The sequence below is a fragment of the Bradyrhizobium sp. AZCC 1577 genome (assembly GCF_036924575.1).
In the GTDB taxonomy this organism is placed as follows: domain Bacteria; phylum Pseudomonadota; class Alphaproteobacteria; order Rhizobiales; family Xanthobacteraceae; genus Bradyrhizobium.
In genome coordinates, this window is record NZ_JAZHRQ010000001.1 from 3,303,235 (window position 1) to 3,326,999 (window position 23,765).

Below are 23,765 nucleotides of genomic sequence, written 5' to 3' on the forward strand. Positions count from 1 at the left end.
GCAAGCTCCCCCCGCGGATTATTCGGCGGCTTTGGAATCGCCGGACGCGCCGGCATTGATCCTCGGCATGACCTGTTCGGCCATCAGGACCATCGACTGTCGGCCCAGTTCGCGATCTCTCCAGTCCTTGCCGGCATACAGCAACGTTCCGAAGGGGCCGGTCTCTTCCTGAAAAGCCAGCAGTTGATCCGCCACGCTGTCCGCCGTGCCATGAATGATCAGTTTGTCGCAGATCGACTCCAGCGTCACCTCGTCGTCCGGCTGATCACGGCGGGTCTTGAACAGTTCGATGCGACCGCTCCGCTTCAGCTTGGTAAGCAACGAGCGATAATAGTAGACATACGGTCCGTTTGGATCGGTGGCGTAAGCCTTTGCGGTAGCTGCGTCCTTGGCTACGAACACGCTCTTGGCAACGCGCCAGTTCGCTGGATCCGCAGGACGGCCGGCGCGTTCGCATCCCTCCACATATTTCGGCCAATGGCTCTTCACCCAGGCCGGCATCAGGAAATTTGCCGAGATTGGTTCCCAACCGCGCGCGGCGGCTTCCGTCACGCCTTTTGAAAACGGCGCCACCGCAGTGACCACGATCGGCGGGTGCGGCCGCTGCAGTGGGCGCGGAATGAAGCCCTGGCCGATGTCTTCGATCAGAGTCTTCTGCACCGATATATTCCAGAATTGACCTTGCAGATTGTAGGGCGGCTCGCTGGCCCAGATCTGAAGTACCTGATTGATCGCCTCCAGGAACATGGCATTCCTGTCCGCCTCGAGGTTGCCGAACACTTCCGCGTCCGACAGCAGACCGCCCGGGCTGATGCCGAAGATCAGTCGTCCGTCGAGCATGTGATCGAGCATCGCTATCGAGGCTGCAATCGCCGCCGGATGAGCGTTCGGCATGTTGACGGTGCCGGTGCCAAGTTTGATCTTGCTGGTCGCCGCGGCGAGCCATGCAATGAATGCGATGCAGGACGTGATGTTCTCGGCTCTGTCGGTAGTGTGCTCGCCGACATAGCCCTCGGTGAAACCGAGCTCATCGGCCAGCAGGAAAGCCTCTCGATCTTCCTTTAGCGAAAGCCGCCAATCCTTGTCGACAGGATGGATCGGCATCGTAAAGAACCCAAGCTTCATGGTCCGCTCTTCCCTAACGGCAGGCTTTTTATTTGCACAGAACGTGCGTCGTTCGTCGCTCGAAAACAAGCTCAAAGTCGAAATATTCATCCAACAAACTTGACCTTTGGCGATCACAGCCGTCTAATTCCGCGAAAATGTCGATAGTTGGCCGGGGAGGTCACGCCAAAAATGAAAGCCTCGGCTTTCGCTTATGCCCGCGCAACCAGCGTCACCAATGCGCTGGAATTGCTGACCGCGTACGGCGAACGGGCCAAGGTGTTGTCGGGCGGCCAGAGCCTGGTGCCGGCGATGAATCTGCGCCTGGTTGCACCGGAGCTCATTGTCGATATTGGCGAGCTGACCGAGTTGCGCGGGTTCTCGGTTAAGGGAGGCGTCCTCACCGTAGGTGCGCTGACACGTCACGCCGATCTCCTGAAATCCCCCGAAATAGCAGCCCATGCTCCCTTGCTGAAGGATGCGGTCGCACATGTCGCCCATCCCGCGATCCGCAATCGCGGCACGATCGGGGGAAGCCTTGCGCACGCTGATCCGGCTTCAGAACTGCCAGCCTGCATGCTTGCGCTTGGCGCTACCATCATTGCCCGCGGATCGGGCCGCGAGCGGCGGATTGCGGCAAACGAGTTCTTCATCGGGATCTACGAAACCGCGCTTACTCCGCAGGAACTGCTGGTTGCCGTCGAGCTGCCGGTGACTTCAAAGAACGCGACGCATTTCTTTCATGAGTTCGCCCGTCGGCATGGCGATTACGCCATTGTTGGCCTCGCAGCGCAGGCTTCCATCAAGGATAGGCGCTTCGCCGATCTTCGACTTGGCTTCTTTGCCGTCGGCGATCGCCCGTTGCTGGCCAAGTCTGCCAGCAGGCTGGTCGATGTCGCCATCACACCTGCGGTGTTGTCTGAGGCAGCTTCTGCATTGGACGATGAACTCGATCCGCTGGACGATCAACAGGCGACACCCGCCATGCGTCGGCATCTGGCGAAGGTTCTGTTGACGCGCTGCGTGTCGTTACTGCTTGCCCGGCCTGATCTTCGTGCGGGAGCATCAGCGTGACGGCTACGGTTGCGATTGCGTTGAGTGTCAATGGAGAGCTCGTCGAAGCGAATGTACTGCCGCGCCTGAATCTGGCGGATTTTCTTCGTGAGCATCTCAAGCTGACCGGCACGCATGTCGGATGCGAACATGGCGTGTGTGGGGCATGCACGGTCCGCGTCAACGGCGACATCGTCCGCTCCTGCCTGATGCTCGCGGTTCAGACGCACAATGCAGCGATCGAGACGATCGAGGGGGTGTCCGATAGCGGCGAAATTGCCGATTTGCAGTCAGCATTCCGGGAGCGTAACGCACTGCAGTGCGGTTTCTGCACGCCGGGAATGCTGATGGCGGCGCAGGATCTGCTGAAGCAATCGCCGTGTCCGGATCGAGAGCGGATACGCGAACATCTTTCCGGCAATTATTGTCGCTGTACGGGTTACCAGGCAATCGTTGACGCCATCGAGAGCACAGCGTGGGCGCGCACGGGACGCCGGCCATGACATCGGAGCGGGCAAATCCTCAAACACTTTCTGTGCTGGATCGCCCGAACTCGTATATCGGGAAGGCAGTGCCGCGGCCGAACCTCGATCGGCTGATGCAGGGACGTGGGCTCTATGTCAGTGACATCGAGCTGCCGCGCATGGCGCATGCCGTGTTCCTACGGTCGCCGCACGCGCACGCGAGGATCGTTGGCATCGAGACCTCAGCGGCCAAGCAGATGCCCGGAGTCATCGCCGTCGTTTCAGGCAGGGAGCTATCGACCGTCATCACGCCGTGGGTCGGCGTGCTTTCGCATCTGAAGGGACTCAAATCCGCCCCGCAAAGTGCGATCGCTGTCGACCGAGTGTGCTGGCAGGGTGAAGCGGTCGCTGCCGTGGTGGCGGCCAGCCGCGCACAGGCCGAGGACGCCGCAGAGCATGTCTTGGTTGAATATGAGGAGCTGCACGCCGTAACGGATATGCGTGCCGCGCTCGATCCGGCAACGCCTGTGATCCACGCCTCCCTCGGCGACAATCTGGCGTTCGAGCGCATTCACGACGCGGGCGCCGTCGGTCAGGCCTTTGCCGAGTCCGACGAGGTGGTCGAAGCAGAGTTCGTTTTCGGACGGCACACCGGCGTGACGCTGGAGCCGCGCGCGGTGGTGGCAGACTGGAACGCCGCGGAAGCCAGGCTGACCATCTATCAAGGCACGCAGGCGCCGCATATGGTGCAGAATATCGCGGCGCTCCATCTTGGCTTGAAGGAATCACAGGTCCGCGTCGTCTGCAAGGACGTCGGCGGCTCCTTCGGTATCAAGGTCCATATCTATGCCGACGAGATGGCGACCTACGCACTATCCAAACTTCTGCGGCGTCCGGTCAAGTTCGTCGCCGACCGGGTCGAGAGCTTCAACACCGATATTCATGCCCGCGACCATCGCTGCAAGGGAAAGATCGGCGTCAAGCGCGATGGCACCATCATGGCATTCGAGATCGACGATCTTACGGGCATCGGGCCTTATTCCATGTACCCGCGCACGAGTGCGATCGAGGCCAATCAGGTCGTCAATCTCGTCGGCGGGCCCTATGTGACCGGGAATTACCGTGCCCGTGCCCGCGTCGTATTCCAGAACAAGAACGTGATGTGCCAGTACCGTGCCGTCGGCCATCCGATCGCCTGCTCGGTGACGGAGGGCCTGGTCGATCTGGCGGCGATGAAGATTGCCATGGATCCGGTTGAAATCCGTCGCCGCAATCTGATTGCCGACGACGCCTACCCCTGCGCCTCGCCATCAGGTCTGCGCTTCGAGCAGTTGTCGCACCATGCGGCGCTCGCCAAGCTCGTCCAAATGATGGACTACGATGCGTTGCGCGCTGAGCAGGCCGCCCTGCGAAGGAAGAACATCCATCGTGGCATCGGCATCGCCAGCTTCATCGAAGTTACCAATCCGAGTGCAGCGTTTTATGGCGTCGGCGGTGCGAAGATATCCTCGCAGGACGGTGTCGCCGTGCGGCTTGATGCGCAGGGGTCAGTGATCTGCCAAACAAGTATCACCGAGCAGGGGCAGGGATCGGAATCGCTTACCGCACAGATCGTCGGAAGCGTGCTTGGCGTCTCAATGGATCGCGTCCGCGTGATCCTGGGCGACACCGACAATACGCCGTATGGCGGGGGCACCTGGGCTTCGCGCGGCGCTGGTATCGGTGGAGAGGCCGCGCTTCGAGCCGCCAAGGTACTGCGCAAGAACATCCTCGACGTAGCGGCTGCCGTCCTGCAATCGACGCCAAGCGAACTCGATATTGTCAACAACGCGGTAGTGAATGTCGTCGATGGCGCGCCGCGGATCGATCTGAGCGAGCTCGCGCGAATTGTCTATTTCCGTCCCGACACGCTGCCGCCAGGTATTCAGCCCGAATTGATGGCGACCAGGCACTTTGTCCCGCGCGAATATCCTTTCGCCTTCACCAATGGCGTTCAGGCCTCATGGCTGGAGCTTGATCCCGATACGGGCTTTGTGAAGCTGCTGAAGCACTGGGTGGTCGAGGATTGCGGCACGATCATCAACCCGCAACTGGTTAATGAGCAGATCAGAGGCGGCGTGGTGCAGGGGCTTGGCGCCGCGCTATTCGAGAAATGCGTGTATGACGAACGTGGCCAACTCACCAACGCAAATATGGCCGACTATCTGGTTCCGATGTCCGGTGAAATGCCGGACATCGACGTCGGACATGTGGTTTCACCGACCCTCGAATCGGAACTGGGCGCGAAGGGCGCAGGGGAAGCCGGCACTGCAGGTGCGGCGGCCGCCGTGACCAATGCGGTCAACGACGCGCTCAGACCGTTTGGGACAATCATCACGGAAATCCCCCTGACGCCTCAGGTTATTCTGACCGCCTTGGGACGCATCTAATGCGACCGCGATAAATTTGATCAGGGGGCAGGGCGGACGTTGATGGCGCGCCGGGCGGCGCTGCGGCCTTCTCCGCAAAACGCTGTGTCGCAAAACCTTCATACGCGGCCTATACGTCACACCGATTGGTGATGAGATCGTCAATTGCCGCCCTAACCCGGAGTTTCCCATGAAGACCGCCCGTTTTGTTCTTGCCTTGCTCGCACTGTTGCTAATCGCGCCCTGGCAATCCGCCAAAGCGGCCGACGTCATTTGCTACAATTGCCCGCCGGAATGGGCGGACTGGGCTTCCATGCTCAAGGCCCTCAAAGCCGACCTCAACTACGATATCCCGCACGACAACAAGAATTCCGGCCAAGCGCTTGCTCAGATACTTGCCGAGAAGAATAACCCGGTGGGTGATATCGGCTATTTCGGTGTTACCTTTGGTATGAAGGCCAAGGCGCAGGATGCGCTTGAGCCTTACAAGCCGGCGAAATGGGACCAGGTCCCCGCCGGCCTGAAGGATGCCGACGGTTCCTGGACAACGATTCATTCCGGCACGCTTGGCCTGTTCGTGAACAAGGACGCGCTCGGCGGCAAGCCGGTGCCGGCCTGCTGGAAGGATCTCCTGAAGCCCGACTATAAGGGGATGGTCGGTTATCTCGATCCGTCGTCGGCCGCCGTAGGCTATGTCGGCGCGGTCGCGATCAATCTGGCGCTCGGTGGCTCCGAGGCGAACTTCGATCCCGCGATCAACTTCTTCAAGGACCTGCGGAAGAACGACCCGATCGTCCCCAAGCAGACTTCCTACGCCCGCGTCGTCTCCGGGGAGATGCCGATCCTGTTCGACTATGATTTCAACGCCTACCGCGCGAAATACTCCGAGAAGGGCAATTTTGAATTCGTGATCCCCTGCGAGGGGTCCGTGGTGTTTCCTTACGTCGCCGGCCTCGTCAAGAACGCGCCCAATAAGGACAAGGCCAAGAAGGTGCTGGACTATCTTTTGTCGGACAAGGGACAGGCGATCTGGACCAACGCCTACCTTCGGCCGGCGCGGCCGATCGATCTGCCCGAGGCGGTGAAGAAAAAATTCCTGCCTGACAGCGAATATGCGCGTGCGAAGAACGTCGACTGGGGCCAGATGGAGAACATGCAAAAAGGCTTTGTCGATCGCTATCTCGCCGAGGTTCGCTGAGGCAATATGGCGCCTCTCGCTGGGCACCATTTTCTGATGTCGCATAGGTCTTTTGTCTGGTTATGCCTGCTGCCGCTTGCGGTAGTGACGGCGGCGTTTTTCCTGTTGCCGATGGCGCGGCTTGTTGTAACGGGAGCAGCAGGACCGCAGGGGCTCGCGGGGTATCTCGCGATCCTGACTGAGCCGCGTTACCGGGCGACCCTCCTCAACACGGTCTTGCTAGCCACCGCGACCACCATTGTGACCCTGATCGTGGCGACGGTCGCCGGGATGTTCCTGCAGCGGCATCGTTTCCCCGGCCGCGCCATTCTGATTGCGATGCTGACCTTTCCTCTGGCGTTTCCGGGCGTGGTGGTCGGCTTCATGATCATTCTTCTCGCCGGTCGACAGGGCTTGATCGGCGATTTCTCGAACCGCGTGCTTGGCGAGAAGCTTGTCTTTGCCTATTCGATCTACGGGTTGTTTCTTGGATATCTGTATTTCTCCATCCCGCGCGTCATCCTCACCATCATGGCCGCGGTGCAGAAACTTGATACAGGCCTGGAAGAAGCCGCGCGCTCGCTTGGCGCGAGCCCTTGGGCAGTGCAGCGTGATGTCGTCCTGCCCGGCCCTGGCGCCGGCCTTCGTCGCCTCCGGCGCAATCGCGTTTGCGACCGCGATGGGGGCGTTCGGAACGGCATTTACGCTGGCGACCAACATCGATGTACTGCCGATGCTGATCTATACCGAATTCACGCTGGCTGCGAATTTCTCGATCTCGGCCGCGCTGTCGGTCGGGCTTGGCGTCACTACCTGGCTTATTCTTGCGCTTGCCCGCTCCTTCAGTGGAAGTGCCGTTGCGGCGGCTGGATGAGACCATGCGTGATCGCCTGATCTTCATCGGCCAGTTCATCTTCACCCTGCTGGTAGCCGGATTCCTGGTGGTGCCCGCGATACTGTCGATCTCCGCCGGCGTCACCGTGAACTACTTCCGCGGCATCCAATCCGGCGTAACCTTGCAATGGGTTGTGCAGGTATGGGAGCTTTATGCTGGCACCATCCTGCTTTCATTCGTGGTTGCATTTGCAACGCTTGCAGTGACGCTCGCCGCAGGCGTCCCAGCCGCCTATGCCTTGCATGTGCGGGGAGGGCGCCTGTCGCGGATCGTCGAGGAGATCATCACCCTGCCGTTGGCGGTCCCTGGCCTGGCCATCGCACTGGCACTACTCTTGACCTATGGAGGTTTCGGCGACTTTCGCCGCTCCTGGCTGTTCATTCTCGTAGGCCATGTCATCTTCACGATGCCCTTCATGGTGCGATCGGTGATGGCTGTGTTCGCGACCGTCGACATCAAAACGCTGGATGAGGGTGCGGCATCGCTCGGCGCATCGCCGTGGCGGCGCTTCCGCGACGTGATCGTCCCCAATGCTCTGCCCGGCATATTGGCGGGCAGCCTGATGGTGGTGACGCTGTCACTCGGTGAATTCAACCTGACCTGGATGCTGCACACGCCATTGACCAAGACATTGCCGATCGGGCTCGCCGACAGCTATGCCTCGATGCGGCTGGAAGTGGCCTCGGCCTATACGCTGATCTTCTTCGTGATGATCATTCCGTTGCTGGTCGCTATGCAATTGTTTGCCGAGAAGGAACAGAAGAGATGAGTGCGCAGGCCGGACACGGCGCCTCGGTGCGTATCGAGGCCTGCGGCAAGACCTTCGCCGACGGAACGCGCGCGCTTGAACCTGCAACGCTCGAGATCGCCCGTGGTGAAACACTGGTGCTGCTCGGCCCCTCCGGTTGCGGCAAGACCACCATGCTGCGCATTATCGCCGGCCTCGAACTGCCCGATGCTGGCGGCAGGGTACTGTTCGACGGCAAAGACATGACGGCGGTGCCGATAGAGCGGCGTAACGTGGGCATGGTTTTTCAGTCCTATGCGCTTTTCCCCAATATGACCGTATCTGATAATATCGGTTATGGATTGAATATCCGCGGCGTACCGAGGAAGGAGCGGGCGGCGCGCGTTGCCGAACTGGTGGCGCTGACCAATATCTCCGGGCTGGAGCACCGCCGGATCGACCAGCTTTCAGGCGGCCAGCGGCAGCGGGTGGCGCTGGCGCGCGCGGTAGCGATCCGGCCGGGCATCCTGTTGCTCGACGAACCGCTGACGGCGCTCGATGCCGCCCTGCGTGACCGGCTGCGCGGCGAGCTGAACCGCCTGCTGCGCGCGCTCGGCATCACCACGATTTACGTGACGCATGATCAGTCCGAGGCCATGGAGCTCGGCGACCGTGTCGTGGTCATGCAGAAGGGGAAGATTGCCCAGATCGGCACGCCGCGCGAGATCTACTTCACGCCGAACAGTCGCTTTGTCGCCGAATTCATCGGCGCGGCGAATATCCTCGAGGCGGCTGTCGAGAATGGTCACTTGGTATTGCCGGGCGGACGTCAGCCGATTGACGGCGATGCAAATTTACCGGCCGCAGTGGCGATGATTCGTCCCGAGACCATACGCGTGGTGGCAGCCGAAAGCGCGCCGCTTTCAGGCATCATCGACAGCGTCAGCTTCATTGGTGACAGGCAACGGCTGGTGGTCAGCGGCGTGTCTAACAGGTCGCTCACCGTCGATGCGCCGAATACGGTCCGGGCCAAGTCCGGCGAACGGATCGGATTATCGATTTCGCCGGACGCCGTCCGTCTGTTGCCGCCCGAAAGCTGAGAAAGTCGATGTCGCCAATGCCGGTTCATATTGCCCAGATTTCTGATCTGCACATCAAGCCGCCGGGAGCACTTGCCTATGGCAAGGTGGATACTGCAAAGGCGCTCGAACGTTGCGTTGCCGCCCTGAACGAATTCAGGCCTGCGCCCGATTTTGTAGTGATCTCCGGCGATCTGGCGGACACGCCGACGGCCGAGGAGTATCAATATCTCAATCGGCTGCTGGCGCCGCTCAAGCTTCCGTACGCCGGCATTCCCGGCAATCACGACTCGCGCGAATTGATGCGTGCCGCGTTTCCTTCCGCGTCCTATGCCTTCGTATCAGGGCCGCTCAATCAGAGGATCGAGGTTGCGGGGCTCGATCTGCTGTTGCTGGATTCAAGCGTACACCGAAAGCCGCATGGCGAACTCGATGGGCCCACGTTGCAATGGCTTGACGCGATGCTGGCTTCGTCGCCAGACCGGCCGGCGCTGCTGTTTCTGCACCATCCGCCGTTCAGGGCCGGAATTTGGCACATGGACCGTCAGAATCTCCTCAATGCAAGCGAACTCGCGCCCATCGTGCGTCGTCATCCCCGCGTGCAATTGATCGCAACTGGACATGTGCACCGCGCGGCACTGACCATGTTTGCGGGCGTACCGACCACGATCTGTCCCGCCCCCAACCATGCCGTCGATCTTGATCTGGCCGAACTGCGCGAACCTTCCTTCAAGGTGGAGCCGCCGGCCTTTCATCTCCATAGCTGGTTTCCGGGTGAGGGGTTCGGCACGGTCGTTACCCATCAAGTCCCGATAGGCACGTTCGACGGCCCACATCCGTTTTTTGGGCCAGATGGGAAGCTGCTGTAGCCGTGCGGCATTCCCCGGTCGGACCGATTGCATAAGCCGAACATCGGGCGCAATCTTTCCCAAAATGGCGGCCGCATTCCTAAGGTTGGTGCCGCTCATATTGGGGGGAATGATGCGGCCGCTTCATCTGGTGATTCCAGCGCTTGCCTTGCTCCTAGGCCATCATGCGATGGCGCAGGGGAGCTATCCGGACCGGCCCATCAAGATGATTGTGCCGCTGGCCGCGGCAAGTGCGGTCGACGTCGCTGCGCGGATCGTCACCCAGAAGATGGCCGACAATATGGGCCAGCAGATCGTGATCCTGAACCAGCCGGGCGCTTCAGGCCTGATCGGGGCGGAGGCCGTCGCCCGCGCCGAACCGGACGGCTACACGATTGGCGGGTTCAACGACAGCATCATGACGATGGTGCCGAACCTGCAGTCCAAGATGCGCTGGGATATCCTGAAGGACTTCGAGCCGGTGTCGCTGGTCGCGACGGTGGAGTGGGGGCTGGTGGCCAACAATCAGGCCAGCTTCAAGAACGCAGCAGATCTGATCGCGGCCGCGAAGGCGACGCCCGGCAAGATCGACTATGGTTCGGGCGGGCCGGGCAGTCCGCAGCATCTGGCGATGGCGATGTTCGCGTCGGCCGCCGGCATATCGCTCACGCATGTGCCTTACAAGGGCGCCACCCAGGCCGCAACCGACATCGCCGCTGGCCAGATTCCCGTAGGTTTCCAGGGCCTCGGCACGGTCGCAACGCTCGTGCGCGGCGGCCGACTCAAGCTGATCGGGGTAACCACCGAGAGGAGATTGTCGCAATTTCCCGATGTGCCGACCGTCTCGGAATCCGGTCTGCCCGGCTTCTTCTTCAATTCGTGGTTCGCAATTCTTGCTCCCGCCCGTACCCCGAAGCATATTGTTGCCCGCCTGAACGCCGAGGTGCTGAAGGCGGTTGGCGATCCTGACGTGCGCCGCAGGCTTGAAGAGCTGGGTTTCGCCGTGCGCGGCAGTTCAGCGGAAGATCTGCGCGCCATGACGCGCGATCAGCTCGCGAAATATGAGCGCGTGATCAAGGAAACGGGAATCGCCAAGGAATAGTTGCCGCGCGGATGGCGCCACGGACGCCGGCGGCGTTGGTACGACGACAATGGTCGGGACCTGCGTTGGCGCTGGCCTGGAAACACGCGCACGTCGTGTGACGCTTGTTTCCTGTTTGCTGGCGGCGGCTATTTTTGCGGCGATCGGACTCGGCGTTGCGTTTTCGGGAAGATCGATCGCTGGTCTCTTCACAAATGTCGAAGAAGTTGTCTTTGCGGCATCCGGCTATTTTTACGCGATCGGCCTGGTTTACGGGTTCATGGCCGCCTTTATGATCTTGTTTTCCGCCTATCAGGGATGGGGACGGGCGACAGCTCCGCTGCTTGTCAGCCTGTTCAGGGTTGCCATCGTATTCGCCGGCGGCTGGATGCTGCTGCAGCACGCGCCTCGGCTTGACTGGCTGTACTATATTGTCGCAAGTTCCACAGTTATTGGGGCGTTGACGCTGGGCATCGTTTTCGCCTTGCGGCCGCCGAATCGACGCGTTTTGATGGTTTCCGGTTGAAAATCTGACCGGCGTTGATTACGGAAGGGCTGCACCCCCAGCAGTTTTCCCTGGAGTTTGACTGTCGTGCCTCAACGAAGGACGGGTGAAGCTCACGGATTTTCGAACGGCAAACTGTCGGTGCTGCGCAAGCACCCGATTTTTGCCGATCTCGAGCCCGAGGCGTTCGAGCAGCTCTGCCGCTACGCCAAGCACTCCACGCTGAAGCGGGGCGCCACGTTATTTTCCAAAGGGGATCCTGGCCACAGCCTGTACGCGGTCATTTCGGGTACGGTGAAGATGAGCATTTCCTCGCCGGATGGCCGCAACGCGATCTTGAATATCGTCGGACCTGGGGAAATTTTCGGCGAGATCGCGCTGCTCGACGGAAAAGCCCGCTCCGCCGATGCCATCGCAAACAGCAATTGCGAGCTGTTCGTCATCGACCGGCGCGAATTCATCCCCTTTGTAAAAGATCAGCCGACGCTGGCGATGAAGTTCATCGAACTTCTTTGCGATCGGCTGCGGTCGACCAGCGATCAGGTCGAGCAGATCATCTTGCAAAATCTCCCTGGTCGGCTGGCCAGCGCGTTGCTGCGCCTTTCCGAAAAGCACAAATCCGAAGGGCAAGGCCGAACCATCACAATCACTCAGCAGGAGATCAGTGAAATGGTCGGCATGACCCGGGAGAGCATCAACAAGCAATTGCGGGCCTGGGCAAACCGCGACTGGGTGCGCCTCGAACACGGCGCGATCGTCGTGCTGAACGCCGAGATGCTTCGTGAGACGGCAGAAGCAGGGTCTGGCCACGACGGCGAATGACCGCGACGCGCGTCCGCTAAGGCAGCCAGCGAAGTCCGGACTGCCAAGTTTAGGCAATGTTTCGCGGCGCATCTATACGCGCCACGGCCCTTTGGCGACGTTCACATGTCGAACACGGCGACCGCGCGGATCGGCGACGCTGTCCCGCCGCGCCACTTCATCGGCAGGCCGATAAACGTGAACTGGCCGCGCCCCAACAGCGCTTCGAGATTGCACAGGCTCTCGATGTGGGTGATGTCGAGGTCGAGGCAGGCCTTGTGGACGAGGGCATTGACCTTGCCCTCCGGCCCCGGCCGCATCGAATCGATGCCGAAATGCACGACGCCCTGCTGCGCCAACCATTCGGTGGCGGCGACGTTCACGCCGGAATTGTCGGTCGAATATTCCTTGCGGGGGAATGTCCGTTCGTGGTGACCGGTGCAGAGCAGGACGGTGCCAGCCCTCGGCACCGGCACGCCGGCCTTCGCCACCGCCGCCTCAAGATCGGCAGGCGTTATCTCGGCGCGCGGTGCGATGTGGCGCAGGTCGACGCAGATGCCCGGCACGATGCATTTTTCCAACGGATATTCATCGATTGAGATGCCGCTCTTGCCGAAATGCCGGGGCGCGTCGATGTGGGTGCCGGCGTGGTCCACCATGGAGATGAACATCGACGCCAGCCCGTGCACATTGCCCGATTCGGCGAAGGATTCTTCGTGGGTTTTCCAGACGCCATGCATGACGGGAGGATGGCCGGGATAGCTCGGCGTGCGGTGATAGAGCTCTCGGCTGAGGTCGACGATCTTCACGCGGAGTCTCCGTGACGCGAACTGCGTCTGTTCTAGAACCCGAACGCCCTCGGCAGCGCCAGCGACAGCCAGGGCACATAGGTCACTATCATCAGCACCGCAAACATCACGTAGTAGAACGGCCAGATGCCGCGCATCACCTCGTCGACCGAAACCTTGCCGATGGCGCAACCGACGAACAGCGTCGTCCCTACCGGCGGCGTCAGCAGGCCGATGCCGAGATTGAGCAGCATGACGATGCCGAAATGCACGGGATCGATGCCGAAGCTTTTCACGACCGGCAGCAGAATCGGGGTGCAGATCAGCAGCAGGGGCGCGAGATCGAGCGCCGTCCCCAGGACCAGCAGCATGATGTTCAACCACATTAGCAGCACGTATTTGTTGCTCGATATGGCGACGAAGAACTCGGTCATCTTGGCCGGCATCTGCATCAGCGCGGCGACATAGCCGAAGCATGAGGCTGTTGCCACCAGCGTGAGCACCATGGCGACGGTTTGCAGCGTCTTGTAGACCAATAGCGGCAGCTCCGACCATTTGTAGTCGCGATAGATGAACATGGTGACGAAGAACGCCCAGACGCAGGCAACCGCGCCTGCCTCGATCGGCGTGAAGACGCCGGTAAGGATGCCGCCCAGCACGATGGCCAACGTTACGATCCCCCACATGGCGTCGCCGAGCATCTTGGCGGCTTGGCGGATCGGTACGGGCTCACCCTTCGGGTGTTTGTCGCGATAAGCGTAGAACAGGCAGAGCACCATCAGCGAGAAGCCGAGCAGTAGGCCAGGGAGCACGCCGGCTAGGAAGAGGCTGGTGATCGACACCACGCCGCCGGTCGCCAGTGAATAAATCACGGAATTATGGCTCGGTGGGACGATAATGGCCTGCAGCGAGGCGCTGATGGTCACGTTGGTCGCGAAGACCCGCGGATAGCCTTTATCGGCCATCTGGGGAATCATCACCGAGCCGATCGCGGACGTATCGGCGACCGACGATCCGGAGATGCCGCTCATGATCGTGGTCGCAAGGATATTGACCTGCGAGAGGCCGCCGCGAATTCGGGTGAATCCGACGAGCACGGCTGCAAAGTCGACCAGCCGCTTGGCCATGCCGCCCTCGGCCATGATGGCGCCCGCCAGCACGAAGAAGGGGATGGTCAGCATCGAGACCTTTCCGACGCCGCTGGCAAATTGCTGCATAACCGCGCCGACCGGTAGATCGATCCAGAGCGCACCGACGAGCGAAGACAGTGCCAGCGCGTAGGCGATCGGCATGCCGATCGCAAAGAACAAGCACATGCTGAGAAGCAGAACCGCGATATCCATGGCAATTACTCGACCGGTACGTGGGCGTCAGCGCCGTCGCGCGGCGGCGGGCCAATTGTCAGGCGTTCGATGACGAACAGGAGCATCATGGCGCCGCTGACCACGATCGGAAGATAGGTGATCCCGACCGAGAGCCATGGAAACTCATCCACCGAATTATCCCATGTGGTACGGACCAGCCGCAGTCCCCAAATGACCATGAAGACTGCAATCACGCCCATCAATATTTCGCTGAGGAACAGTGAGGCGCGCCGCAGCAGTGGCGGCAGCAGGTCGGTGCCAACAGTCATGTTCATGTGAATGCGCTGGCGGTAGCAGTTCGCCGAGCCGATGAAGGTGATGCCGACGGTGAGCAGCACGGCCATCGGCTCGGGCCATGACGAGGCGCTGTTGAGGATATATCGGGTATAGACGGCCCATGGGATGACAGCCGAGACAAGCACGAGCGCCACGCACGCGATCACGGCGCCGGTCCAGTAAACCGCATCGTTCACACGTCGGAAAATTCCGGCCGCAGAGTTGGACATTTTGACCTCGGAGAGTAGCGGCGCTTCAAATCGCCTCTGTAGCTCGCAGGAGTGGCCGGAACGGACGTCGCCCGGCCACCCGCCGCTCGCGAGCCGTACCTATTGGACCGCTTCGATACGCTTGACCATCGCGGCGTACTTCGCGCCGTACTTGTCCCAGACCGGCTTGACCGCATCCTGGAACGGTTTCTTGTCGATATCGGTGATGATCTCGGTGCCGGCCGCTTTCATTTTTTCGATGGCGGCATTCTCCGCTTCATACCAGAGCACGCGCTGCTCCTGCTGCGCTTCCTTCGCAAATTTCTTGATCAGCGCCTGATCGTCGGGCGAAAGCTTCTGCCAGGAGATCCGCGAGAACACCAGAAGCTCCGGAATGATCAGGTGCTCGGTCATCGTGAAATACTTGGCCACCTGATAATGGTTCTGCGCTATGAACGATGGCGGATTGTTCTCCGCGCCGTCTACCACGCCTGTCTGCATCGAGCTGAAAACCTGATCGAAGCCCAGCGCGACGCCGTTGCCGCCCAGCGCGTTCATGGTGTCGACGAAGAGCGGATTGCCCATCATGCGGACCTTGAGGCCCTTGAGGTCGGCCATGGTCCGGATCGGCCGCTTGTTGTTATAGACGTTGCGCGAGCCGGCGTTCATCCAGCACAGCGCGATCAGGCCGGTCTTTTCGTTCGCGGAAATCTTCGCCAGCAATTCGTCGCCGATTTCGCCGTCGATCACTTTCTCCATGTGCTTGGAGTTACGGAAGACGAACGGCATGTTGAAGACGTTGACGTCGTCCACGACAGGGCCGACGGCACCGACCGAAATACGGGCGAACTGCAACGCGCCGAGTTGGGCCTGCTCGATCATTTCCTTTTCGCCACCGAGCTGCATCGATGGGAACATCTGGATTGTCAGCCGGCCATTGGTAGCGGCTTCCAGCTTCTTGCCCATCCGGACCACGGCTTCGACCGTCGGATAGCCCAGCGGATGAACGTCCGATGCTTTCAGCACCATTTTCGTTTGCGCAAATGCCGATGAAAGCGGCATCGCGGTCGCCATGGTAGCCCCGAGTCCTGCGCTCAACTTGATGAAGTCGCGTCGTTTCATGTTGTTCCTCCTGATGTTTGTTTATCGTTTTATGGACTTTTCGAACTCTATATTCGCTCGTCGAAGTACTCCGGATTGATATGTTGAGTAGCCGAGATGTTCTCGAGAAGGCTTTCGAGGTGGATTTCCATTGCCCGCCTTGCGCCCTCCGCGTCATGCGCCTCGATCGCAGTCAGGATGGCCTCGTGTTCGACGATGACCTTTGCGATCCTCCCGCGCTGGGGCAGGGTTAGCCGACGATAGCGATCGACGTGAACCTTCACCTGCTGGATATACTTCCAGATTCCGGGATAGCCGGCGACATCGGCGACTGTAGCATGAAACGTTTCATCGGCCTGATGAAACGTCTCGCTGTCTCCGGCCGCGCTGGCCTCGCGCTGTCGCTCCAGGATCGACCGTAGCGCCAGTTTCTGGCTCGACGTCGCACGTTCCGCCGCGAGCCTGGCGGTGGTCTCCTCCAGTGCCTTGCGGATGATGATGGCCTCGGGGAGTGCTGCGACCGGAATGCGCGAAACGAAGATGCCGGACTGGGGATAGATTTCCAGGAGCCCTTCATCCGATAATTTGAGGATCGCTTCGCGAACGGGCGTGCGGCTCACCCCGTAGGAGAGCGCGATCTGCGCCTCCGAGACCGCTTCGCCGGGCCGGCGCTGCAGCGACACCAGTTCGCCTCGAAGATCGGAATAGATCCTGGATGCTGCCGTCGCCGCGCGCGGTCTGCCGCTTCGGCGCGTGCCGGCAGCAATTCGGCGAACCTTTGGATCAGTCTTTTTCGATACGCGGGCGGGCATGGCTGCTTTCTCGATTGATATATTAGTATATGAATTGGCTTTGACAAACCAAAAATCGTGCTGCGCACCTATTTCGTGTTGGGTGTGATCCGCAGAGGCTCATCCGGAGGTCAGAGCAGTGGCGGCCCAATTGGGGCCGCTGATGAAGCCCGCACGTTTGCGCTGTTCATATTGTCCGTCCCCAATCAACAAGTCGATCAGGTGCTGGGCTTGTTGCGGGTGGGCGGCGGCTGTCGTGATGCCAGCCGTGTACATCGTTGCAAGTTCGCAACCCGCCGGCAGCGGGCCGGATAGGGTTACGCCTTTGGTGCTGATGATCTCGGTCGATTGTGTGCACCCGATCGGGCGCCGTGCCTTGGACGTCGCCAGTTCGCGCATCGCCGTCGCGCCATTCGGGAAAATCCTGAGTCGGGCGGCGAGCTCATCGGCGATGCCGAGCTGCTGAAGAACATTCGCAACGTGAATTCCGGCTGTCGAAGCTTTGGTGTCCGGCACGAAGATCGCATCGGAGGCGAGCAAAACCTCGCGCAAGCTGGCAGCATCCTTGGCGACAGCCTGGGGATCGCCGTCGCGAACGGCGAGGGCGGTTTCGACCAGGCCGATATCGGCGATCGAAGCGGCAACGACCAGCCCCTCCTGCGCCAGTTTGGCGAGGAGTTCCGCGGTCAGGATGACGATGTCGGCCAGTGTGCCCTTGCGCAATTTGTCGGCCATGAGGCCGACCGCGCCGAACTCGCCCGCGATATCGAATCCGGTGTTAGCCTTGAAGGTTGGCACCAGGCTTCCGACCAGGCCCTGTGCCGCGCCGCCGCTCAGGAGGTTCAGGCTGCTCATCAGCTTAAGTCCATCGCCGCGATGATCCTGTCACGCGTGATGGGCAAATCGCGCACCCGCACGCCGAGTGCGTCGAACACGGCGTTGGCAATGGCCGCTGTAACCGGGCCGTGGGCGGCCTCGCCGGCACCGACCGGGTCCATATCCGGCCGCTGGATGACCTCCACCTCGACGTCGGGCACTTCGCTGAAGCGCAGGATTGGATACTCCGTCCAACTCGTGCTGGTGATGCGTTCTCGGTCAAAGCGCACGCGCTCTTTCAACACCCAACTCGTGGCTTGAATGGCGCCGCCTTCGATCTGGTTGATGACGCCATCCGGATTGATCGCTTCGCCGACATCGACCGCCAGCGTCAACTTCCTGACATTGATCTCCTCGGCGCCCTCGATCTCGGCGATCGCAGCACAATAGGCGCCGGTGTTCTTGTAGCGGCCAAAGCCTATGCCGTGCCCAATGCCGGGCTGCTTCTCGGGCTTCCACCCGGCGCGCGCCGCCACGGCGCGGATGACGTCCTTGGCCCGCTCATCCCGCAAGTGGCGCAGCCGGAATGTGACCGGGTCCTCGCCGCGCTCGGCTGCGATTTCCTCGAGGATAGATTCAATCGCAAACACATTGCCCTGCCCACCAAGCGTCCGGAGCGCGGAGGTGCGTATCGGCATGGTTGTCAGGCGATGGCTTTCGATATGCCAGGATGGAAAATCATAGAGCGGGACCGAGTTGCGATCGCCACCCCCGCCGTTGGCCTGCGGCGGATTGGTCGAGACCATGCGTGGAAACGGGTTCTCCAGTTCGAACGCTGCCAGCAAGGCGGGCTGAGCCGCGCGCCCCGGCCGCGCCGCATGGCCGTTGCTCCAGATGGAATGTCGCCAGTCGATAATTTCACCCTGCGCATCAAGATCGGCCTCGATCTCGATCGCCATCGCTGCGCCAAACGGCGCATCCGACATTTCGCCCTGGCGCGACCATTGGGCCCGGACCGGCCGGCCGCCGGCGGATTTGGCGAGCAGCACTGCGTCGAGCGCGACGTCGTCGGCGGCGTTGTGGCCGTAGCAGCCCGCGCCTTCCAGATGCTCAACGGTGATGTTCTCGACCGGGAGATTGAGAACGAGCGCTAGATCGGCGCGCAGGAGATAGACGCCCTGGCTGTGCGTCCAGACATGAACGCGATCGCCGTCCCACTGCGCCATGGCACAGGAGGGTGCGATCGACGCGTGAGCAATATAAGGGCGGGTATATTGCCGCCTGATCGTCCGCGTCACCGTGCCGGGTGCTGCGGCAGTTTTCTTGCCGATAATAGTGGATTCGGACGGTTGCACTTTGAGAAGGCTTGCGAGGTCGTTTTCGTCTGGCAGCGGCTCGCCGGCGGACCAGGTCGCGCCCTTGCGCAACGCATTGAGGGCTGCCTCCGCATCATGCTCGGTCTTGCTGACGACGCCTGCAAAACTGCCGTCGCGCACGATGGCAACGAGACCGGCAACCGCGCGGGCGCCATCTTCGCTCAAATCCCGGAGTTTCGCGCGCGCATGCTCCGGACGCAGCACGCGTCCGTGCAGCATTCCCGCCAACGCGCGGTCGTGGATGAACCGCGGCCGACCAAGAACCTTGTCCGGAATGTCGATCCGTTGGACCGAATGCCCGGCCAGCATACGGCTCGTTGCGATCTTGGGCGTTACGCCGGGTGTAGCGTCGCGATCGAGCGAAACCTCATCGGCAAGTTCCCAATAGCTGGTCCTGACATTGCCGGGGCCCGAAATGATGCCGTCCTCGATATGGAGGGTGTCGATGCCGACGCCCAACCGTTCGGCTGCCTGCTGAAGGAAGATATAGCGAACCTCGGCGCAGGCATGACGCAGCGCACGGCCCGATTGCTGGATGGAAAGGCTTCCCGATGTGACGCCCTCGTTCGGGCTGACGGCAGTCGACGCCCGGATCATCTGCACGCGAGATAGATCGATATCGAGTTCGTCGGCAGCAATCTGCGCCAGCGCCGTCACGATGCCTTGCCCGATCTCGACCTTGCCCGGCGAGACCGTCACCTCTCCGCTCCTCGAGAACTTCAGCCACGACGATAATTTCGGGTTCGCCGCAAGGCTTACCGGCAAGCCGGGCGCGGAGGGAGCGGGCGCTGGCTGGTTCATTCGGCCGCCATTTCTTCGGCCGCGCGCAGCACCGCCCGTACCATGCGATTATGCGAGCCGCAGCGGCAGAGATTGCGGTCGAGCGCTTCCTTTACCTCCCGGCTGGTCGGCGACGGATTTCGCTTTAGCAGCGCCGCCGCGCTCATCAGGATGCCGGAAACGCAATAGCCGCATTGCAGCGCCTGCTCAGCGATGAAGGCACGCTGCAACGGATGCGGCCGCTCGCTCGTTCCCAGCCCTTCGATCGTCGTGACATCCTTGTCCGCCACCGACCAGAGCGGCGTATCGCAGGCCGATATCGCGCGATCGCCGACCATGACGTTGCAGGCGCCGCATTCGCCGGCGCCGCAGCCGAAATGCGGTCCGGTCATACCGAGTTGTCCGCGCAGAATGTCCAGCAATGACCGCTCCGGATCGGCGTCAACCTCGGTCTCGGCGCCGTTGAGGCGAAATCGAACGCTCGGCATCGAACCTTTTCTCGCAGCTTCTATTGCGGCGGCTTATCGAATTTCTTGACCACTTCCGCCCATTTCACAATATCGCGGCGCAGGAATTTGTCGAACTCCTCAGGCGTCATCGACATCGGAACCGCGCCCTGCCGGGTCCAGAGCTTGACGATATCGGGCCGTTTCACCACCGCGTTTACCGCCGTATTAAGCTTGTCGATGATCGGCTTTGGCGTGCCTGCGGGCGCCATCAAGCCGAGCCAGATGGTGGCCTCGTAGCCGGAAATGCCGGCTTCGATCACCGTCGGCGCGTTGGGAAGAACGGTCGATCGCGTCTTGCCGGTCGTCGCCAGCGCGCGGACCTGGTTTTCCGCGACGTTCGGGGCCATCGCCGGAACTGCGTCGATCATCATCTGAACCTGGCCGCCGATCACGCCGCTGCGCGCCTCGCCGCTGTTACGGTAAGGCACATGCACGAGGTCAATGCCGGCCATGGCTTTGAACAGCTCGCCTGCCATATGGTACGGCGTGCCCTGGCCGGAGGAAGCGTAGTTCAGTTTGCCGGGCTGCGATTTGGCGAGCGCGATGAATTCCTGCAGCGTCTTCGCCTGCACGGAAGGGTGAACCACGATGACGAGGTCGGAATAGTTGACCGGTGCGATCGGCGCGAGGTCGCGCATCAATTCGTATTTGCGTTGCGGCACCAGCGATTCATTCGCCGTTTGGGTGTTTGACATCATCAGCAGCGTGTAGCCGTCTGGCGGCGACTTGACGACGTCCTGCGTGCCGATCACGCCGCCGGCGCCGGTGCGGTTCTCGATCACGAAGGCCTGCCCAAAGCTTTCCTGCAGGATGCTGCCGATCTGCCGGGCGGTGACGTCGGCAGGCCCTCCGGCGCCGAAGGGCACGATCACCTTCACCGGCCGCGACGGATAATCCTGCGATTGCGCTGGCGCGATTGGGGACGATATTGCGAGCAGAGTTGCAGCCAGCGCCAATGTAATCCTTGGGCTTGTCATCTCCATCCCTCGAACTTGTGTTCTGTTCGTTGCGCCAAGTCTAGCTGCAACGCAAATGAGCTGTCGACGAAAGAGTCGCTGCGCGCCTTCGGAATAAAGGGTATTCTCCGGTGTACCGGACCCAGCAAGAACGAACCCCGGGGAAAGGCCCCGCAGAACAGGCCTGACAAAATGTAGATGGGAGCGCCAATGAATTCGATTTCGCGACGCAACCTGCTCAACGGCACGGGGGCCGTTCTCGCAAGCGCAGCATTTTCCACGCGCGTCATGGCGGCTGCGCCGCCGCCGGAATCGGTCACACCCGCGCTGATCGAGGCGGCAAAGAAGGAAGGCAAGGTCATCTATTACACCTCGACCGACTTGCCGGTTGCGGAGAAGTTGGCCAAGGCGTTCGAGGCGAAATATCCTGATATTGCGGTGCGTGTCGAGCGCACCGGCGCGGAGCGCTTGTTCCAGCGTATCGGCCAGGAATATTCCAGCAACATCCACGCCGTCGACATCGTGAACTCATCCGACGCCGCGCATTTCATCGTCTGGAAGCGTGACGGCATTCTGGCGCCTTACGTGCCGGAAGACGTCGCAAAATTCTATCCGGCCGAGCACAAGGATCCGGACGGTCAGTTTGCGAGCTTCCGCGTCTGGCTCAGCATCATTGCCTACAACACAAACTTGGTGAAAGCGGAGGACGCGCCGAAGAGCTTTGCCGATCTGCTCGATCCCAAATGGAAAGGCAAGATCGTCAAGGCACACCCGGGCTATAGCGGCACCATCATGACCGCGACCTACCAGATGCAGCGCGATCTCGGCTGGAGCTTCTTCGAAAAGCTCGCCAGGCAGAACATCATGCAGGTGCAGTCGTCGGCCGATCCGCCGAAGAAGCTCGATCTAGGCGAGCGCGCCGTGATGGCCGACGGCAACGAATACAACATCCTCCAGATGAGGGAGGCAGGTCGTCCGGTCGAGCCGATTTATGCCACGGAGGGCTCGCCGTTGATCATCGGGCCGAACGGCGTCTTCAAGGATGCACCCAATCCCAACGCGGCAAGACTGTTCCAGTCGTTCAGTCTCAGCCGGGAGGCCCAGCAATTGATCATCGATGTCGGTGGCCTGCGCTCGGTGCATTCTCAAACCGTCGAGAAGGCAGGGCGCAAGCCGCTCAAAGACATCAAGACCATGAAGGACGACGCCGCGGCAGTAGAGAAGGAAAGCGAGGCCATCAAGGCGCGCTACACCAAGATCTTTCGCATTTGACCGGGATGGCCTCCGGACTGCCCAGGATTTCGGTCGCCGAAACGCTTGCCGAAAGGATCGCCGCACTGAAGCCCGGCGCGTTACCGGCTGAAACCGTCCGCAAATGCGAGGACCTGCTGATCGACGTGGTCGGCCTGTGCGTCACCGCGCGCAACGAGGACTACGTCGGAAGTGCGCTGGCCGGTTGCGACGATGATGGTTCCTGCACGGCGATCGGGCACAAGCGCACGCTGAGCGCGGCCGGCGCCGCCTTCGTCAACGGCACCGCCGCGCATGGCGAGGACTTCGACGACACTTTTGAAGGTGGTCCGGTGCATGCCGGCGCGGTGATTGTCCCGGCAGTGCTTGCCGCCTGCGAGCGGCACAACCCGGATGGCCGAATGGCGCTGATCGGGATTGCGGTCGGCACCGAAGTGCTGTGTCGGCTGAGTCTCGTGGTGCCCAAAGCGGTTCACAAGGCGGGCTTTCACCCGACTGCGGTCCTCGGCGCGATGGGCGCTGCCGCCGGCGTCGGTGCTGTCCTTGGCCTCAACGCCAGGCGGATCGTCGATGCGCTCGGCATTGCCGGCAGCATGGCCGGCGGCATCATCGAATATCTTGCCGAAGGCGCCTGGACCAAACGGCTGCATGCCGGGTGGGCGGCGCAGTCAGGCATCCGCGCGGCGCTGTTGGCGCGGGGAGGGTTCGTCGGGCCGCGCACGGTATTCGAGGGTGTAAACGGCCTGTTTCATGGCTTCGCACACACCACGGAAGGTGACTACGCCGCGCTGACCGGCGATTTCGGCACGCGATGGGTGACGGACACGCTGGCGTTCAAGCCTTATCCATGCGGGACAATGGCGCAGCCTTATATCGATTGCGCGCGCCGATTGGCTGCACGTGGTATAAGACCGGAGGATGTCGCTGAGATCGTCTGCGAGGTGGCGGAGGGCACGGTGCATCGGCTGTGGGAGCCATTGGCCGACAAGCAGCATCCGCACAACGGGTATGCCGCAAAATTCGCCGTGCCTTATTTGCTGGCCACCGGCTTCGTGCATGGCGGGGTCGGGCTTGCCGCGTTCACCGAAAGCGCGATCCGCGATCAGCAAGTGCTGGCGCTGGCCGCCAAGGTGAAATTCGTGATCGACCCGGACAATCCCTATCCGAACAACTACACCGGCCACATCCGCGCTACGCTCCGCGACGGCAGCGTGGTGGAAGAGCGGCAGCCGTACCTGCGCGGCGGTGCGCAGGAGCCGTTGACGCGGCAGGACGTGACCGACAAGTTCCTGCTCAACGCCGAGCATGGCGGCTGGAGCGCCGCGCAAAGCGACGCGGCGCTGAAGCTGATGGCGGGGCTGTATGATGGCCACATCGATCTTTCCTCATTGCGCGGGTAGCGGCTC

The 23,765-nt window shown here is 61.4% G+C and carries 21 protein-coding genes and 2 pseudogenes; 13 read left to right on the forward strand and 10 right to left on the reverse strand.

The genetic code is table 11. The features are described 5' to 3' along the window. Positions 1-18: 18 nt before the first annotated feature. On the reverse strand, positions 19-1,125 hold the full coding sequence (locus V1278_RS15250) for an LLM class flavin-dependent oxidoreductase (protein WP_334381338.1): 1,107 nt from the start codon (positions 1,123-1,125) through the stop codon (positions 19-21). 171 nt (positions 1,126-1,296) lie between these two features. On the opposite strand from V1278_RS15250, the gene V1278_RS15255 reads away from it, so the two are divergent. The 11 genes and pseudogenes from V1278_RS15255 to V1278_RS15305 all read left to right on the forward strand — a co-directional run bounded on the left by V1278_RS15255 (position 1,297) and on the right by V1278_RS15305 (position 12,163). Beyond that, entirely contained in the window at positions 1,297-2,178 is an 882-nt protein-coding gene (locus V1278_RS15255; RefSeq protein WP_334381339.1) for an FAD binding domain-containing protein, read from the forward strand. After that, complete coding sequence (locus V1278_RS15260; RefSeq protein ID WP_334381340.1) at positions 2,175-2,660, forward strand: (2Fe-2S)-binding protein; 486 nt, start codon at positions 2,175-2,177, stop codon at positions 2,658-2,660. The genes V1278_RS15255 and V1278_RS15260 overlap by 4 nt, the downstream gene beginning before the upstream one ends. Then, the gene (locus V1278_RS15265; protein ID WP_334381341.1) at positions 2,657-5,050 is read left to right on the forward strand and encodes a xanthine dehydrogenase family protein molybdopterin-binding subunit; all 2,394 of its coding nucleotides are present in this window, start codon (positions 2,657-2,659) and stop codon (positions 5,048-5,050) included. The genes V1278_RS15260 and V1278_RS15265 overlap by 4 nt, the downstream gene beginning before the upstream one ends. Before the next feature lie 169 nt (positions 5,051-5,219). Further along, positions 5,220-6,227 carry an ABC transporter substrate-binding protein gene (locus V1278_RS15270; protein WP_334381342.1) on the forward strand — a complete coding sequence of 336 codons (1,008 nt, stop codon included), beginning with the start codon at positions 5,220-5,222 and terminating at the stop codon, positions 6,225-6,227. Positions 6,228-6,263: 36 nt separating this feature from the next. Next, a pseudogene (locus V1278_RS15275) lies at positions 6,264-7,080 on the forward strand (ABC transporter permease). Positions 7,081-7,084: 4 nt separating this feature from the next. Next, positions 7,085-7,870, forward strand: coding sequence for an ABC transporter permease (locus tag V1278_RS15280; protein ID WP_334381343.1), 786 nt, complete (start codon positions 7,085-7,087; stop codon positions 7,868-7,870). Further along, a complete protein-coding gene (locus tag V1278_RS15285) occupies positions 7,867-8,928 on the forward strand; it encodes an ABC transporter ATP-binding protein (protein WP_334381344.1) in 1,062 nt (353 codons plus the stop codon). The genes V1278_RS15280 and V1278_RS15285 overlap by 4 nt, the downstream gene beginning before the upstream one ends. Before the next feature lie 8 nt (positions 8,929-8,936). Continuing rightward, positions 8,937-9,776 (forward strand): phosphodiesterase, encoded by an 840-nt coding sequence (locus tag V1278_RS15290; RefSeq protein ID WP_334381345.1) that lies wholly within the window; start codon positions 8,937-8,939, stop codon positions 9,774-9,776. A 112-nt stretch (positions 9,777-9,888) separates the two neighbouring features. Next, on the forward strand, positions 9,889-10,857 hold the full coding sequence (locus V1278_RS15295) for a Bug family tripartite tricarboxylate transporter substrate binding protein (protein WP_334381346.1): 969 nt from the start codon (positions 9,889-9,891) through the stop codon (positions 10,855-10,857). Between the two features lie 43 nt (positions 10,858-10,900). Further along, positions 10,901-11,362: pseudogene (locus V1278_RS15300) on the forward strand (MATE family efflux transporter); the annotation flags it as partial. A 66-nt stretch (positions 11,363-11,428) separates the two neighbouring features. Beyond that, on the forward strand, positions 11,429-12,163 hold the full coding sequence (locus V1278_RS15305) for a Crp/Fnr family transcriptional regulator (RefSeq protein ID WP_334384185.1): 735 nt from the start codon (positions 11,429-11,431) through the stop codon (positions 12,161-12,163). A gap of 101 nt (positions 12,164-12,264) precedes the next feature. Here the strand turns inward: V1278_RS15305 and V1278_RS15310 are convergent, their stop codons facing one another. From V1278_RS15310 to V1278_RS15350, 9 genes are all read right to left on the reverse strand, one after another. Then, positions 12,265-12,951 carry a cyclase family protein gene (locus V1278_RS15310; protein WP_334381348.1) on the reverse strand — a complete coding sequence of 229 codons (687 nt, stop codon included), beginning with the start codon at positions 12,949-12,951 and terminating at the stop codon, positions 12,265-12,267. Positions 12,952-12,983: 32 nt separating this feature from the next. Beyond that, positions 12,984-14,273 (reverse strand): TRAP transporter large permease, encoded by a 1,290-nt coding sequence (locus V1278_RS15315; protein ID WP_028347284.1) that lies wholly within the window; start codon positions 14,271-14,273, stop codon positions 12,984-12,986. Between the two features lie 5 nt (positions 14,274-14,278). Then, positions 14,279-14,800: a TRAP transporter small permease gene (locus V1278_RS15320; protein ID WP_334363902.1), complete on the reverse strand. Its 522-nt coding sequence runs from the start codon at positions 14,798-14,800 to the stop codon at positions 14,279-14,281. A gap of 99 nt (positions 14,801-14,899) precedes the next feature. Beyond that, positions 14,900-15,901 (reverse strand): TRAP transporter substrate-binding protein DctP, encoded by a 1,002-nt coding sequence (gene dctP, locus V1278_RS15325; RefSeq protein ID WP_334381349.1) that lies wholly within the window; start codon positions 15,899-15,901, stop codon positions 14,900-14,902. Between the two features lie 47 nt (positions 15,902-15,948). Further along, the gene (locus tag V1278_RS15330; protein ID WP_334381350.1) at positions 15,949-16,692 is read right to left on the reverse strand and encodes a GntR family transcriptional regulator; all 744 of its coding nucleotides are present in this window, start codon (positions 16,690-16,692) and stop codon (positions 15,949-15,951) included. A gap of 99 nt (positions 16,693-16,791) precedes the next feature. Beyond that, a complete protein-coding gene (locus V1278_RS15335) occupies positions 16,792-17,526 on the reverse strand; it encodes a molybdate ABC transporter substrate-binding protein (protein ID WP_334381351.1) in 735 nt (244 codons plus the stop codon). Then, positions 17,526-19,664 (reverse strand): xanthine dehydrogenase family protein molybdopterin-binding subunit, encoded by a 2,139-nt coding sequence (locus V1278_RS15340; protein WP_334381353.1) that lies wholly within the window; start codon positions 19,662-19,664, stop codon positions 17,526-17,528. The genes V1278_RS15335 and V1278_RS15340 overlap by 1 nt, the downstream gene beginning before the upstream one ends. Then, positions 19,661-20,131 (reverse strand): (2Fe-2S)-binding protein, encoded by a 471-nt coding sequence (locus V1278_RS15345; protein WP_334381354.1) that lies wholly within the window; start codon positions 20,129-20,131, stop codon positions 19,661-19,663. Before V1278_RS15345 ends, V1278_RS15340 begins: the two co-directional genes overlap by 4 nt. Before the next feature lie 20 nt (positions 20,132-20,151). Further along, the gene (locus V1278_RS15350) at positions 20,152-21,129 is read right to left on the reverse strand and encodes a Bug family tripartite tricarboxylate transporter substrate binding protein (RefSeq protein ID WP_334381355.1); all 978 of its coding nucleotides are present in this window, start codon (positions 21,127-21,129) and stop codon (positions 20,152-20,154) included. Between the two features lie 189 nt (positions 21,130-21,318). Between V1278_RS15350 and V1278_RS15355 the strand changes: the two genes are divergently transcribed. Further along, positions 21,319-22,380: an ABC transporter substrate-binding protein gene (locus tag V1278_RS15355; RefSeq protein ID WP_334381357.1), complete on the forward strand. Its 1,062-nt coding sequence runs from the start codon at positions 21,319-21,321 to the stop codon at positions 22,378-22,380. Positions 22,381-22,385: 5 nt separating this feature from the next. Then, complete coding sequence (locus V1278_RS15360; protein WP_334381358.1) at positions 22,386-23,759, forward strand: MmgE/PrpD family protein; 1,374 nt, start codon at positions 22,386-22,388, stop codon at positions 23,757-23,759. Positions 23,760-23,765: the final 6 nt, after the last annotated feature.